Annotated in this window: 15 protein-coding genes; 8 read left to right on the forward strand and 7 right to left on the reverse strand. The window is 70.7% G+C overall.

Features of this window, described 5'->3' with window-relative positions:
- Positions 1 to 109: 109 nt before the first annotated feature.
- Together ACZ4EG_RS42025 and ACZ4EG_RS42030 are read right to left on the reverse strand one after the other, a co-directional pair.
- Complete coding sequence (locus tag ACZ4EG_RS42025) at positions 110 to 871, reverse strand: IclR family transcriptional regulator (RefSeq protein ID WP_467794382.1); 762 nt, start codon at positions 869 to 871, stop codon at positions 110 to 112.
- Positions 868 to 1911: a sugar kinase gene (locus tag ACZ4EG_RS42030; protein WP_467794383.1), complete on the reverse strand. Its 1044-nt coding sequence runs from the start codon at positions 1909 to 1911 to the stop codon at positions 868 to 870. The genes ACZ4EG_RS42025 and ACZ4EG_RS42030 overlap by 4 nt, the downstream gene beginning before the upstream one ends.
- Positions 1912 to 2050: 139 nt before the next feature.
- On the opposite strand from ACZ4EG_RS42030, the gene ACZ4EG_RS42035 reads away from it, so the two are divergent.
- Complete coding sequence (locus ACZ4EG_RS42035) at positions 2051 to 3316, forward strand: alanine racemase (protein ID WP_467794384.1); 1266 nt, start codon at positions 2051 to 2053, stop codon at positions 3314 to 3316.
- Positions 3317 to 3329: 13 nt separating this feature from the next.
- Positions 3330 to 4940 (forward strand): N-acyl-D-amino-acid deacylase family protein, encoded by a 1611-nt coding sequence (locus ACZ4EG_RS42040; protein WP_467794385.1) that lies wholly within the window; start codon positions 3330 to 3332, stop codon positions 4938 to 4940.
- 21 nt (positions 4941 to 4961) lie between these two features.
- Here the strand turns inward: ACZ4EG_RS42040 and ACZ4EG_RS42045 are convergent, their stop codons facing one another.
- Positions 4962 to 5822, reverse strand: a complete 861-nt coding sequence (locus tag ACZ4EG_RS42045) for a S1 family peptidase (protein WP_390708604.1) — start codon at positions 5820 to 5822, stop codon at positions 4962 to 4964.
- 154 nt (positions 5823 to 5976) lie between these two features.
- Positions 5977 to 6756, reverse strand: coding sequence for a hypothetical protein (locus ACZ4EG_RS42050; RefSeq protein ID WP_467794386.1), 780 nt, complete (start codon positions 6754 to 6756; stop codon positions 5977 to 5979).
- 126 nt (positions 6757 to 6882) lie between these two features.
- Here ACZ4EG_RS42050 and ACZ4EG_RS42055 point away from each other — a divergent pair, with 126 nt between their 5' ends.
- The 5 genes from ACZ4EG_RS42055 (at position 6883) to ACZ4EG_RS42075 (ending at position 11459) form a co-directional block, all read left to right on the forward strand.
- Positions 6883 to 8094 (forward strand): pyridoxal phosphate-dependent aminotransferase, encoded by a 1212-nt coding sequence (locus ACZ4EG_RS42055; RefSeq protein WP_467794387.1) that lies wholly within the window; start codon positions 6883 to 6885, stop codon positions 8092 to 8094.
- A gap of 86 nt (positions 8095 to 8180) precedes the next feature.
- Positions 8181 to 8615, forward strand: coding sequence for an SCO4983 family protein (locus tag ACZ4EG_RS42060; protein WP_467794388.1), 435 nt, complete (start codon positions 8181 to 8183; stop codon positions 8613 to 8615).
- Positions 8616 to 8867: 252 nt separating this feature from the next.
- Entirely contained in the window at positions 8868 to 9422 is a 555-nt protein-coding gene (locus ACZ4EG_RS42065) for a tetratricopeptide repeat protein (protein WP_467794389.1), read from the forward strand.
- A 52-nt stretch (positions 9423 to 9474) separates the two neighbouring features.
- The gene (locus ACZ4EG_RS42070) at positions 9475 to 10749 is read left to right on the forward strand and encodes a glycosyltransferase (RefSeq protein WP_467794390.1); all 1275 of its coding nucleotides are present in this window, start codon (positions 9475 to 9477) and stop codon (positions 10747 to 10749) included.
- An 83-nt stretch (positions 10750 to 10832) separates the two neighbouring features.
- The gene (locus ACZ4EG_RS42075) at positions 10833 to 11459 is read left to right on the forward strand and encodes a tetratricopeptide repeat protein (protein ID WP_467794391.1); all 627 of its coding nucleotides are present in this window, start codon (positions 10833 to 10835) and stop codon (positions 11457 to 11459) included.
- A gap of 55 nt (positions 11460 to 11514) precedes the next feature.
- On the opposite strand, the gene rfbD is transcribed toward ACZ4EG_RS42075, so the two are convergent.
- From rfbD to ACZ4EG_RS42090, 3 genes are all read right to left on the reverse strand, one after another.
- Positions 11515 to 12426: a dTDP-4-dehydrorhamnose reductase gene (gene rfbD, locus ACZ4EG_RS42080; RefSeq protein ID WP_467794392.1), complete on the reverse strand. Its 912-nt coding sequence runs from the start codon at positions 12424 to 12426 to the stop codon at positions 11515 to 11517.
- Positions 12423 to 13397, reverse strand: a complete 975-nt coding sequence (rfbB, locus tag ACZ4EG_RS42085; RefSeq protein WP_467794393.1) for a dTDP-glucose 4,6-dehydratase — start codon at positions 13395 to 13397, stop codon at positions 12423 to 12425. Before rfbB ends, rfbD begins: the two co-directional genes overlap by 4 nt.
- A gap of 124 nt (positions 13398 to 13521) precedes the next feature.
- Positions 13522 to 13725 (reverse strand): hypothetical protein, encoded by a 204-nt coding sequence (locus ACZ4EG_RS42090; protein WP_363293916.1) that lies wholly within the window; start codon positions 13723 to 13725, stop codon positions 13522 to 13524.
- A 66-nt stretch (positions 13726 to 13791) separates the two neighbouring features.
- Between ACZ4EG_RS42090 and ACZ4EG_RS42095 the strand changes: the two genes are divergently transcribed.
- Positions 13792 to 14217, forward strand: a complete 426-nt coding sequence (locus tag ACZ4EG_RS42095; RefSeq protein ID WP_467794394.1) for a hypothetical protein — start codon at positions 13792 to 13794, stop codon at positions 14215 to 14217.
- The last annotated feature ends 118 nt before the right edge of the window (positions 14218 to 14335 follow it).

A 14335-nucleotide genomic window follows, 5' to 3' on the forward strand; every position in this document is an offset into this window, starting at 1 on the left:
GGAGACGGTGTAAGACCTCAACGGGAGTCCTCCCGGACGGGGCGGTCGTCGGTGAAGCAGGAACCCCAGCGGGAGACCGCTGGAACCCTCCGCCTTCGGGCGGCGGAAGTCAAACGGGGTCCTTCACCGGAGTTCGGCCGGAGTATTCGCCGCTGATCGCGTCCGCGGTACGACGCACCAGCGGGAGCAGGGTGAGGAGTTCCTCGGCGGTGACGACGACGTTCGGCGCGGAGACCGACATCGCGGCGACCACTCGGCCGTCGGCGCCCCGGACGGGGGCCGCGACACAGTTGATGGACTCCTCGTGGCCGCCGAGGTCGGTGGCCCAGCCCTGTTCGCGCACCTTGTCCAACTCCCGCAGATAGGCGGGGGCGTTGGGTGTCGAACGGGCCGTGTACATGGGGTATTCGAGCCGCTCCGCGACGGCGCGGCGCTCGGGTTCGGGCAGATCGGCGAGCAGCAGCTTGGCCACGGCCGCGACGGTGATGGCGACGGGCTTGCCGATCCGGGAGTACATGCGCACGGGGTAGCGGCTCTCCACCTTGTCCAGGTAGAGCACCTCGTTCTCCTCGTACACCGCGAGATGGACGGTGTGTCCGCACTGCTCGTTGAGGCGGACGAGGTGGGGGTGGGCGATCTCGCGGACGTCGAGGTTCTCCATCGCCTTCTGGGCGAGGGCGAAGAGGCGGGCGCCGAGGCGGTAGCGCTGGTCGGACTGGCGGTAGACGAGGCCGTGCTCGTGCAGGGTGCGCAGCAGTCGCAGCGCGGTGGACTTGTGCACGCCGAGCCGGTCGGCGACCCGGCCGAGGTCGGCGGGGCCCTCGGCGAGCAGCGGCAGGATGCTCAGCGCGCGGTCGACGGTCTGGCTCATGGGGTGATCGCCTCCTCCGGGGCCCGGTCGGCCCGCGTCCAGCCGGGGCCGAGTCGAAGTCTCCCCCACGACTCCGCGTCCAGGGCGGCGAGCCGGTCGGCGTGGTCGCGGGAGGGGGGTGCGGCGAGGTCGCCGGGGACGGTGAGCGCGGCGGCGGCCATGAGGTGGCCGTGCCGGAGGCGGTCGAGTACGGGCAGTCCGCGCAGGGTGGCGGAGAGGAAGCCCGCGGCGAAGGCGTCGCCGGCGCCGACGGCGGCCACGACGTCGACGTCGAGGGCGGGGACGAAGGTGACGGTGTCCCGGTCGTGGACGGTCGCTCCGGCACCGCCCTGTTTGACGACCAGCACCGTGGGAGCGGGCAAGGCCGTGCGGACGGCGTCGGGGCCGTCCAGGCCCCACAGCTGCGCCGCCTCGTCCTCGCCCACGAACACGATGTCGGCCCGGCGCGCCAGCTCAAGAAGGACCCGCGCCCCGGTGCCGTCCCGCCACAGTCCCGGCCGGTGGTTGACGTCGAAGGAGACCAGTGGCCGCCCGGCGCCGGGGGCGGTGAGCGCCCGTATCAGTTCCAGGCAGTCCGCGGAGAGCGCGGCGGTGATGCCGGTCAGGTGCAGCACGTGCGCCGCGCGCACCGCCGCCAGGTCCACGTTCCCCGGAGCCATCGCCGAGGCCGCCGATCCGGCGCGGTAGTACGCCACCTCGTGGTCGCCGGCCGCCCGGTCGCCGGCCGTGCGGAAGTAGATGCCCGTGGGCCGCTCCGGGTCGCGCCGCACGGAGGCGACGTCGACGCCGTACGCCGCGATCGTCTCGACGAGATGGTCGCCGAAGCCGTCCGACCCGACCCGGCTCACCCAGCGCGCCGGATGTCCGGCGGCGGCCAGGACGCAGACCACGTTGGACTCGGCGCCGCCGATGGCGCGGCCGAAGACGGGGACGTCGGCGAGGCGGCCGGGCCGGGTGGGCAGGAACGTGACCATGGACTCGCCGAGCGCGACGACGTCCACGACGGCGGGGGCGACAGCCGAGTCGTCAGTAGCGTCCATGATGATGGCTCCTGACTCCTGTCGATATCCGGGCCGCGGCGGCTCCGTTGACCCAGTTGTCGGCGAGATGCTAGACACCGATCAGCGCCATACGCAATGAACGTTGCATATGTTGCAACCACCCTGAGAGGGAGGCTCCATGAGCACCGAAGCGCTCGCCCGCCTGGCCGAGGAACGCGTCGACCACCGCTTCAAGGGCCTTCCCCCGGGCGCCGACGGCCTGACCGTCGGCGAGCTGGCGGCCGAGCGGCGCAACCTCTTCACCGACGGCTTCACCACGCCCGTCCTCGCTCTGTCCGCCGAGCGCCTGGAACACAATCTGAGGCTCATGGAGACCTACGCGGCCCGGCACCGTCTCGCCTTCGCCCCGCACGGCAAGACCTCCATGGCCCCGCAGCTCTTCCGGCGCCAGATCGAGCACGGCGCCTGGGGCATCACGCTCGCGCTGCCGCACCAGGTGCGGGTGGCGCGGGCGTTCGGGATCGAGCGGGTGTTCCTCGCCAACGAGCTGGTGGACGCGGCGGCGCTGCGCTGGATCTCCGCTGAGCTGGACGCCGACCCGTCCTTCCGCTTCATCTGTTACGTCGACTCCGTGCGCGGGGTGGAACTGATGGACGCGGCCCTGCGCGGCGCGGCCCGTCCGGTGGACGTCGTCGTCGAGCTGGGCGCGGGCGAGGGCGCCCGCACCGGCGCGCGCACGGAGGCGGAGTGCGCGGCGGTCGCGGACGCGGTGGCGGGCGCGCGGACGCTGCGCCTGGTGGGCGTGGCGGGCTACGAGGCCCAGGTCCCCGGCGCCGCTGTGGACCCGGTGCGGGCGTGGCTGCGCCGGCTGACCGGGATCGCCGTGGAGTTCGACAAGGCGGGGCGGTTCGCGCGGGCGGACGAGATCGTGGTGAGCGCGGGCGGCAGCGAGTGGTTCGACGCGGTCGCCGACGTCTTCGACGGGATCCCCGAACTCTCCCTGCCGGTGCTGAAGTTGCTGCGCTCGGGCGCCTACGTCTCGCACGACGACGTGCACTACCGCAGGCAGACCCCGTTCAACCGGGTGCCCGAGGAGGGCGCCCTGGAGCCCGCGTTCCGGCTGTGGGCGCAGGTGGTGTCCCGCCCGTCGGCGAGCGAGGCGTTCGTCAACGCGGGCAAGCGGGACGCCGCCCACGACCTCGACCTGCCGGTCGCCCAGGTGGTACGCAGGGATGGTGTCGAGCGCCCGGCGGCCGGGATCGAGGTGACCGCCCTGTCCGACCAGCACCTGTGGCTGCGCACCGGACCGGAGGCGGACGTCGAGGTCGGCGACTGGCTGGGCATCGGCCTGTCCCACCCCTGCACGTCCTTCGACAAGTGGCAGCTGATCCCGGTGGCCGAGGCGGACGGGACGGTCGTCGACTACATCCGTACGTTCTTCTAGGAGGTCACCGCTCGTGGAGCAGCTCGTCGTCCGGGACGCGGACGTGGTGGACGGCAGCGGGGAGCCCTCGTACCGCGCCGATGTGGTGATCGACGACGGCCGTGTCGTCTCGATCGTCAAGGAGGCGGCGGCCGCGGGCTGTCAGCGTCCCCAGGCGATGCGGGAGCTGGACGCCGAGGGCCTGGTCCTGGCCCCCGGCTTCATCGACATGCACGCCCACAGCGACCTCGCCCTGCTGCGCGACCCCGATCACAGTGCCAAGGCGGCGCAGGGCGTGACACTGGAGGTGCTCGGCCAGGACGGGCTGTCGTACGCACCGGTCGACGACCGTACGCTCAACGAGATGCGCCGGGCGGTCACCGGCTGGAACGGGTACGGCGAGGACGTCGACTTCGACTGGCGGTCGGTGGGCGAGTACCTGGACCGGCTCGACCGCGGAATCGCCGTGAACGCGGCCTATCTCGTCCCCCAGGGCACGGTGCGCGCGCTCGCCGTCGGCTGGGAGGACCGGGAGGCCACGCCCGAAGAGCTGGACCGGATGCGGCAGCTGGTCGCGGAGGGCATGGAACAGGGCGCGGTCGGCATGTCGTCCGGGCTCACCTACACGCCGGGCATGTACGCCAAGGACACCGAACTGACCGAGCTGTGCCGGGTGGTGGCGTCCTACGGCGGCTACTACTGCCCGCACCACCGCTCGTACGGCGCGGGCGCCCTGGAGGCGTACGCGGAGATGGTGGAGCTGGCCCGACAGGCGGGCTGCCCGCTGCATCTCGCCCACGCCACCATGAACTTCGGCGTCAACGAGAAAAGGGCGCCCGAGCTGCTCGCGCTGCTCGACGACGCCCTGGCCGCCGGGGCCGACATCAGCCTCGACACGTATCCCTACACGCCCGGCTGCACGACGCTCGCCGCGCTGCTGCCGAGCTGGGCGGGCGAGGGCGGCCCTGGGGCGGTCCTCGCCCGGCTCACCGACGAGGCGGCCGCCGAGCGGATCCGGCACCATCTGGAGGCCGTCGGCTCGGACGGCTGCCACGGCGTGCCGGTGGACTGGGACACGATCGAGATCTCGGGCGTGACGGACCCGGCGCTCGGGGAGTACGTCGGGCGTACGGTCGAGGAGTCGGCGCAACTGCGCGGCGAGGCCCCCTGGACGACCGCGCGCCGGCTGCTGGTCGAGGACCGGCTCGGTTCGACGATCCTGCATCACGTCGGCCACGAGGAGAACGTCCGGGCGATCATGCGGCACCGCGCGCACACCGGCGGCTCGGACGGCATCCTCCAGGGCGCCAAGCCGCATCCCCGGGCGTACGGCACCTTCCCGCACTACCTCGGCCGGTATGTGCGGGAGCTGGGCGTGCTGTCCCTGGAGGAGTGCGTCGCCCATCTCACCGCACGGCCCGCGGCCCGGCTGCGCCTGCCGGACCGCGGGCTCGTCCGCGAGGGGTACCGCGCCGACCTGGTCCTGTTCGACCCGGAGACGGTCGCGGCGGGGTCCACCTTCGAGCAGCCGCGCGCGCTGCCCTCCGGCATTCCCCACGTTTTGGTCGACGGCCGGTTCGTGATCGAGGACGGGCGCCGGACGGACGTACTGGCGGGGCGGGCGGTCCGCCGGACTCCGGTGTGACCGCCCGCGCCCCGCTCCCCGCTACGGCTTGGGCAGGGTGCAGCCGCTGGCGTTCAGGTTCAGCTTGTTGCCCGTGGTGAAGCAAGCCGGGATGTTGTAGGTCTCCTGGGCGTAGTTGATGCCGTAGCGGACGGTCACGTTGCCGTTCGCGTCGACCTCGCAGGGGTTGTTGTCGGTGCAGCGCTGGCCGTCCTCGTTGCCGGTGTTGTTGACGGCGACGACCTTGCCGGTGGCGTTGTCGATGACCGGGGACCCCGAGGTGCCGCCGATGGTCTGGCAGGCGGAGGTGTAGCGGACCGAGTCCTTCCAGGTCCAGCTGCCCTCCTTGAGGCGGTAGACGAACCCGTCGATGTTGCAGGCGTAGGTCCGCTTCCAGTAGCCGGAGACGACGGTGATGGCGGTTCCGGCGGTCGGGTGCGTGTCCTGCACCGTCAGCGCGTCTATCCCGTACGAGCTCTTGATCTGCGCGTACGTCCGGGTCAGCTGGTAGATCGTGACGTCCGTGTCGGTCATCGTCGAGTACGCGACCTTGCTGGCGCGCAGTGTCGCGACCCGCGTGGCCGACGCGTTGAGCAGACCGAAGCTGCGGCTGGAGGCCTGGTCGACGATGACCTCGCCGGGCGACGGGAAGCCGGTCTCCAGGCAGTGGCCGTTGGTCATCACCAGCGCCGGGTCGCTGTCCGCGGAGGCCGGGAAGCGGATGACGGAGCCGGAGCAGTTGCTGAGCGAGACGGTGCCGGCGAAGTTGACGGCCTTGAGCGTGGGTGCCGCGCTCTTCGTCTCCGTGGCCGTCTTCTGCGTCGCCGTGGCGGCCGCCGCGGGTGCCATGCCCGCCCCGGTGATCACCAGGGTGGCGAGCGCGGCAAGGAGAGGCTTGTTCATGTGGGGGTCCCCTCTGCAGACGTGAGCGACCGGAGATCTTCCGGTCGCCTGCCGTCTTGTCATGTGCATTGTGAGGGCGCCCGACGCGGGCGGCAAGAAGTCGTATGCAGTCCGCACGGAGCGGACCGCATATCCAACTCACCTCAAAAGACGTCTACTTGGGGTACTTGGTTCGGCCCCAGCCGCGCCCGGGACGGCCACCCTGGTCGTCCTGGCCGCCCGAGGAGGCGGTCGCCGACGGCTGGCCGACCGTGGCGGGGGCGGACGACGCGGGCGAGGTACCGCCGCTCGCGGAGCCGCTCGCCGAGGCCTTCGGGGTCGCGCTCGCGGAGACGGCGGGAGCCTGCGTCGCGCCGTCCGAGGGGTCCGTGGTGGACGGCGCGCCGGACGACCGCGAGCCGGTGGGCGACCCGGAGTCGTCCTTGGCGTTCGAACCGCTGCGCTCGCCCTGGCCCTGCGGCCCGCCCGGCGAGGACCCCGAGAAGGCGGACATCCCCGCGATCACGGCGAGGGAGACGGCGCCCACGGCACCGGCGGCCACCACGATCCGGCGCCGCGACGCGCCGCGCCTGCTCCGTGCTCGCCGCGCCGCGGCACGGCCCTGCCCCGCCGGCACGCCTTCAGGCGCCCCCTCGGGCAGGCCCGCCGGGGCGGCCGGCACGGGAGCCGGCAGCAGGGCCGTCTCGTCGGTCAACCGGGGCAGCTCGCACGTCTCGTCGTACGCGTTCTGCCAGCCGTGCGCGGTCGCCGGATCGGCGTACGCGTCGTACGCGGGCGCCGCCGCGGCCTGCGGGTGGTAGACGTTCGGCACCACCGCGGGCCCACCGCCCGCGGGACCCGCCTCATGGGCGTCGTGCGCCCCGGGCGTGCCGTTCGCGTCGTTCGCGTCGTTCACACCCTCGGCCCCGTTTCCGTGCTGGCGATGGCTGGACATGGCCGGGAATTCTAGGTACGGGAGGGGCGGCTGGGACAGCTACCGGCGATAACAGCGCAAAACGCTTTGTCTCACGTGGTGGAAAACACGGCCCATGGGGCGTTACCGGGCCGTAAGCTCACGGACATGCAGGTGATCCAGTCGACGAAGCTCGCCAACGTCTGTTACGAGATCCGGGGCCCGGTTCTTGAGGAGGCGATGCGTCTTGAGGCGGCCGGCCACCGCATCCTCAAGCTGAACACCGGCAATCCGGCGGCGTTCGGCTTCGAGTGCCCGCCCGAGATCCTGGAGGACATCCTCCGCAACGTCTCCACGGCACACGGCTACGGCGACGCGAAGGGCCTGCTGGCCGCCCGCCGCGCGGTCGTCATGCACAACCAGACCATCGGCATCGAGACGGACGTCGAGCACGTCTTCATCGGCAACGGCGTCTCCGAGCTGATCGTGATGGCGATGCAGGGCCTGCTGGACGACGGCGACGAGGTCCTCGTACCGGCGCCGGACTACCCCCTGTGGACGGCGGCCGTCTCCCTCTCCGGCGGTACGGCGGTCCACTACCGCTGCGACGAGCAGTCCGACTGGATGCCCGACCTCGCCGACATCGAGCGCAAGGTCACCGACCGCACCAAGGCGATCGTCATCATCAACCCGAACAACCCGACGGGCGCGGTGTACGACGAGTCGGTGCTCAAGGGCCTGACGGACATCGCCCGCCGACACAATCTGCTGGTCTGCTCGGACGAGATCTACGACAAGATCCTCTACGAAGACGCGACGCACATCCCGACCGCGTCCGTCGCCCCCGACCTGCTGACACTGACCTTCAACGGCATGTCGAAGGCGTACCGGGTGGCCGGCTACCGGGTCGGCTGGATGTCGATCTCCGGCCCGCGCGCGCACGCCGACTCCTACATCGAGGGTCTGACGATCCTGGCGAACATGCGCCTGTGCGCGAACATGCCGGGCCAGCACGGGGTCGTGGCCGCGCTGAGCGGCCGCCAGTCGATCAGCGACCTGGTGCTGCCGGGCGGGCGGCTGAAGGAACAGATGGACACCGCCTACGAGCTGCTGACCCAGATCCCGGGCGTGACATGCGTACGGCCGAAGGGCGCGCTGTATCTCTTCCCGCGTCTGGACCCCCAGGTCTTCAAGATCAAGGACGACCGTCAGATGGTCCTCGATCTCCTCCGCCAGGAAAAGATCATGGTCGTCCAGGGCACCGGCTTCAACTGGCCGGAGCCGGATCACTTCCGCGTGGTGACACTGCCGTCGGTCGGGGACCTGCGCGACGCGGTGAGCCGGATCGGCACCTTCCTGGACGGATACGGCCAGCCGTAGCCGCTGGACCGCAATCCGTGACCGGACTCAACTTTAGACGAAATCCAAGCTAGGATGGCTTCCTGTCAGAGCACAGGAGGCCATCCATGTACGAACCGATCCACACTGGGCCTTCCCGCAGGTCCGTCCACAGCACGATGGCCGGCACCACCTCGGACTTCCCCCACCGGTCGCGCGAGGAGGAGCTGGACATCCAGCTCGCGGGACATCTCGCGGCCCTGCTCGCCGTCACGGACGAGCTGCGGACGCTCGCGCCCTCCGCCGACCTGGACCTGGCGGCCGAACGGCTCGCCGAGCAGGTGGCCCGGCTGCGCGGCGGGCGCACACCGGCCCGCGCACCCGGCACCGGGCCCGACCCCCGTCCGACGGCCCTGCACGAGCGGGCCCACACCCTCGCCGGTCGCGCCCTCGTCGTCGCGGCCTCCCGCGCCGATACGGCGGCGGCGATCCTGTCCGCCGAACGCATGGACGCGCACACCGCCGCGCTGGCCGGCCCGAAGGAACTCAGCGCGGCCCGCTGACCCCTCCCCCCGGGGTCCCCTCGTCGGCCCCGGTCCGCGTGCACCCGCAGCGACGCGCGGACCGGGCGCCATTTTTTTTGTGATACGACGCGTACATTCGGGTGGACTGCGCGTCCCTCATGCCCGCCAAACGGCGGCCGCGTCACCACTGCCTCGTAACGTCGGTGGAAATGACGGTGGTTCGGACTCCGGCCCCCCATCGTCCCTCACTATTCCACGAGATGTGACAAAGTGAAACGTAGGCAATTGTTGGTGGGGCTCTTCGCTGTGGCTGCAGTTGCCACCGGAGTGACGTCGTGGGCGATTCTTTCCTACTCGGCAGTGCCCCCGGATGCCAAGGCCCCGTCATCGGCGGACCTAAACCTGCGTGACGCCGATACGCTTTTGCAGGCCGGCATTGCGCAGCAGCAGAACCATGACATCGAAGGGGCCGACCGCACCTACCGGCGCGTCCTGGAGCTGGACCCGCAGAACAAGTACGCCTGGTACAACCTGGGAGTCATGGCGCACCAGGCCGGCCGGGCGGCCGATGCCCGTGTGGACTACGACAAGGCCCTGAAGATCGACCCGGTGTTCTCGTCGGCTCTCTTCAACGAGGCGCTTCTGGTGGAGTCGGGCGATCCCGACCAGGCCGGCGAACTCCTGAAGCGTGTCATTGCCGGCAATCCCAGTGCGGCCACGGCACATCTTCACCTCGGACGAATCCGGGCGCGGCAGAACCGTGACAAGGACGCCGCGGACGAGTTCCGGCGCGCAATCGCGGCCGATCCCTCACTGCGTTCCCAAGTTCCGGAGGAATTCCGGTGATTTACGACCCCGCAACCCTCTCACCGACATCGAGCCAAGCAGGGAGCAACAGATGACGTCGACCGCGACACCGAGGTTCTCCGTCTTCACCCCCAGCCACCGGCCCCGTTTCCTCGATGAGTGCCTGGCAACCCTGCAGGCACAGACCTGTTCGGACTGGGAGTGGATCGTCCTGCTCAACAACGGCGCCCGATGGCGGCCGGAGCAGCCCGACGACCGGGTCCGCATCGAGATCGCGGACGACGTCGACGGCGTGGGGGCCGCGAAGCGCAGGGCCTGTGAACTGGCGCGCGGCGAGATCCTCGTGGAACTCGACCACGACGACCTGCTCGCGAAGGCGTGCCTGGCGGAGCTCGGCAAGGCGTTCGACGAGCATCCCGACGCCGTCTTCGTCTACAGCAACACCGCGCAGATCGACGAGGACGGGAAGCGGGACGACAGCCGCTTCGACGAGACGTTCGGCTGGCAGTACGAGGAGGTGAAGGTCGACGGCCGCAAGCTGCTGCAGGTCGTCTCCCTGGCGCCGACGCCGCACAACGTCGCCTACATCTGGTACGCGCCCAACCACGTACGGGCGTTCCGCAAGGAGAGCTACGAGAAGGCCGGCGGGTACGACGCCGCGCGCACGGTGCTGGACGACCAGGACCTGATGTGCCGTCTGTTCCACATCGGCGACTTCCACCACATCAACCGCTGCCTCTACCTCCAGCGGGTGCACCCCGGGAACACCCAGCGCGACCCGGAGATCAACGCGCACATCCAGCGCGAGACGGTCGCCCTGTACGACAAGTACATCGAGGCCAACGCCCTCGCCTGGACCCACCGGCACGGACTGCTCGCGCTGGACCTCGGCGCGGCCCACCGGAAGCCGCCGGGCTACGTCGGCGTGGACCGGCGGCCGGGAAAGGGTGTCGACATCGTCGCGACCCTGCCCGGGAAGCTGGACCTGCCCGACGGCTCCGTCGGTCTGATGCGGGCGGTGGACTTCCTTGAGTACGTGCCCGCGAAGGTGCCGCTGATCAACGAGCTGTACCGGCTGCTGGCACCCGGCGGCATGCTCCTCACCATGACGCCCAGCGCCGACGGCCGCGGCGCCTACCAGGACCCGACGCACACCGCCTACTACAACGAGAACTCGTTCTGGTACTACACGGACGACCAGTACCGCGCCTTCGTGCCGGACCTCGAGGCCCGGTTCCAGTCATCGCGTCTGGTCACCTACTTCCCGAGCGAGTGGCACTCCAAGAACGACATCTCGTACGTGGTCGCCAACCTCATCGCGATGAAGGACGGCACCGCACGGTGCGGCGGCAAGCTCCTGGTCTAGCCCCCCGTGGATCCATGAACCCATGAACCCATGAACCCATGACCCGTGAATCCATCCACCACCATTCCATGAGATGGGACAAAGTGACACGTAGGAGATTGTGGGCAGGGCTCGTCGCGACGGCGGCGGTCGCCGCCGGGGTGACCGTCTGGGCGCTTCCCTCCCCGTCGACCGTGCCGTCGGAATCCAAGCACGCGTCGACCGTGCGGCCGGAGTCCAGGTCCGCGCCCGTGACCCGGAACAGCAAGCAGGCGGACGCGCTCCTGCGGTCCGCGCTCGACCGGCAGGCGCACCAGGATTCCCTCGGCGCCGCCCGGGACTACCGGCATGTGCTCGAACTGGACCCCGGGAACAAGCAGGCCTGGTACGGCCTCGGCCTCATCGAGCAGCAGAACGGCAGGACGGCGGACGCCCGTGCGGCGTACGAGAAGGCCCTGAAGTCCGATCCGTCCTTCATGTCCGCCCTCTACAGCGAGGCGATTCTGCTGAGGTCGAGCGATCCCGACCGGGCCATCGAGCTCTTGAAGCGTGCCGTCGCCGCCGATCCGAAGGGCACCGCGGTCCAGATGCAGCTGGGTTTCCTGCTGGCGGAGCAGCACCGCAAGGACGAGGCCGTGGACGTGTACCGTCATGCGGTCGAGATCGAGCACGGACTGCTTTCCCAAGTGCCGGAGGAGTTCCGGGATTCCGTGAGCCGATCTTCTCGATGAGTGGCCGGTGGCGCGGAGGGCGTCCTGCGGACCGTCCGGTTCCGCAGGACGCCTTCTACCTGGGGCAGGCGCTCGCGCGCGCCGCGGCGGCCAGGTCGGTGAACGCCGGTTCCTTCAGGGCGGCCGCAAGCTGGTCGCCCCAAGGGGCGAGCGGGGCGAGGCCGGCCCGGCGCCAGTTGTCATGGCCGAGGACGCCGAAGGCCGGGCGTGCGGCCGGACGCGGGAACTTGTCCGAGCCGACCGGGCGGATCCGCTCGGGATCGAGGCCGCTGAGCCGGAAGGTCTCACGCGCCAGACCGCACCAGGTGGTGCGGTCGGCCGCCGCGCCGTGGTAGATGCCGGCCGGCGCCCGTCCGGCCGACGCGGCCCGGCCGAGGGCGGCCAGCTGCCGGGCGAGGGCCCGGGACCAGGTCGGCTGGCCGTGCTGGTCGGCCACCACGTCCAAGGTCGCGTGCCGGGTGGCGAGTTCGAGCATGGTGGCCACGAAGTTCGGGCCGTGCGCGCCGTAGAGCCAGGCGGTGCGCACAACGTAGCCGGCGTGCGGCAGCAGTTCGAGGACCGCCCGCTCCCCCGCGAGCTTGCTTCGCCCGTACGCGTTGACGGGCCCCGTCGGCGCGTCCTCGGGGTACGGCCGGCGGGCGTCGCCCGGGAACACATAGTCGGTGGAGACGTGGAGCAGAAGCGCGCCGCTGTCGGCGCAGGCGCGTGCGAGGTGCCGGACGCCCGTGCCGTTCACGGCCGTGGCTGCCGCCTCGGACCGCTCGGCGCCGTCGACGTCCGTCCATGCCGCACAGTTGACGACCACTCGGTGACCGGCGACGGCGGCACGGACGGCTGTGGGGTCGGTGATGTCGAGCCGGTCGCGGCTCAGCCCCGTGACCACGGCGTCCGGATCACCGGCGAGCTCGGCCAGCACGTCCTGTCCGAGGAGCCCGCGCGCGCCGGTCACCAGCCAGCTCGTGGTCATCGCAGCGCGGCCCTCTCCTTGAGCGGCTCCCACCAGGAGCGGTGTGCGCGGTACCAGGCGACCGTGTCGGCCAGGCCCTCCGTGAAGGACACCTGCGGGACGTACCCGAGGTGCTCGCGGATCTTGCTGTCGTCCAGTGAGTAGCGCAGGTCGTGGCCCTTGCGGTCGGCGACGTACTCGACCCGGTCCCAGCCCGCACCGACCGCGTCCAGCAGCAGGCCGGTGAGCTTGTGGTTGCTCAGCTCGGTCCCGCCGCCGATGTTGTAGACCTCTCCGGCCCTGCCGCCGTGCAGGACCAGGTCGATGCCCCGGCAGTGGTCGGAGACGTGCACCCAGTCGCGGATGTTGCGGCCGTCGCCGTAGAGGGGGACCGTCTTCCCGTCGATGAGGTTGGTGATGAAGAGCGGGACGACCTTCTCGGGGAACTGGTACGGCCCGTAGTTGTTGGAGCACCGGGTGATCACGACGTCCAGGCCGTGGGTGCGGTGGTGGGCGAGTGCCAGCAGGTCGGAGCCGGCCTTCGACGCGGAGTAGGGGGAGTTCGGCGCCAGGGGCCGGTCCTCGGTCCATGAGCCTTCGCGGATCGAGCCGTAGACCTCGTCGGTGGAGACATGGACGAAGCGGCCGACGCCGTGCCGGTGGGCCGCGTCCAGGAGCACCTGCGTGCCCATCACATTGCTGCGGACGAACGGACCGGCCCCGTCGATCGACCGGTCCACGTGCGACTCGGCGGCGAAATGGACCACCGCGTCCTGGCCCGCCATCACCTGGTCGACCACATCCGGGTCACAGATGTCGCCCCGGACGAAGGTATGACCCGGGTGCCGCGCCACCGGTGCCAGATTGGCCTCGACCCCCGAATAGGTGAGTTTGTCGAGGACGGTGATCCGCGCTGCCGGAGCCGAATTCAGTTGTCTGCGGACGTATTCCGAGCCGATGAATCCAGCACCGCCGGTCACAAGGATGCGCATGGTTCTCCGAGTCTTTCTTGCGCGGGCACAATGCGAACGGTGCCCGCGAGGCCGAAGCCTCGGGGCACCATCGCTCAGTCTCACGGAAGCGGAGGCCGGCAGTGCGACACCGCTCGCGTGCGAGTTACAGGTTGTTGCAGACCACGTAGGCGTCGAACGTGGGCGGGGCAGTCGGCGGCAGCGCGACACCAGGCGGGATGGTCACCTGCCACCCGATGGGGGTGACTCCTGTGGAGCTGGGGATGGGCCTGCTGGTCTCGACGACGGGGGCAGGTCCATTGAATCCGCCGCCGGTGGCTTCGTCGCCGGGCAGGCAGAAGACAGTCACCCCCCCGTCGGCGACAGTGAACGTGTCGTGGACGACGTAGGTGTGGATCGTCGCACCCTGAGCACCTTGAGCGCCCTGGGCACCCTGAGCGCCCTGAGCACCCTGAGCGCCCTGAGCGCCCTGAGCGCCCTGGGCACCCTGAGCGCCGTTCGTACCGTTCGCACCCTGCGCGCCCTGGGCACCCTGAGCGCCCTGGGCACCCTGCGGGCCCCTCGGACCCTGCGGCCCCTGCCCGCCCTGTGCACCCTGAGCGCCCTGTGCACCCTGCGGACCCCGCTTGCCTTCATGGCCCGGCTTGCCCTGGGGACCCTGAGGGCCCCGGTCGCCGCCCCTGCCGCCGGCCCGTTCTTCGTTCGTGCTGGTGGAGGACGCCGCATGGGGCGCGGAGCTCGACCTGTGGATCGCGTCGGCGATGGCCACCGAGCTCTGCCCAACGTTGAGCGCCACCGCGAGAGCGCCCGCGGTCACCAGCGTGGCGGACCTCAGGCGTGAACTTCGGATCGTTCTACGGTTCAAGAGAACCTTCCTCAGTAACTGGGAGGGAGTCAGACCGCAAGCGCGCGCACCCCAGTGCGCTTTATTCGCATGCGCGTCACGTCGCCTCTGGCTA

It is taken from the genome of Streptomyces sp. NPDC025638, assembly GCF_055558775.1.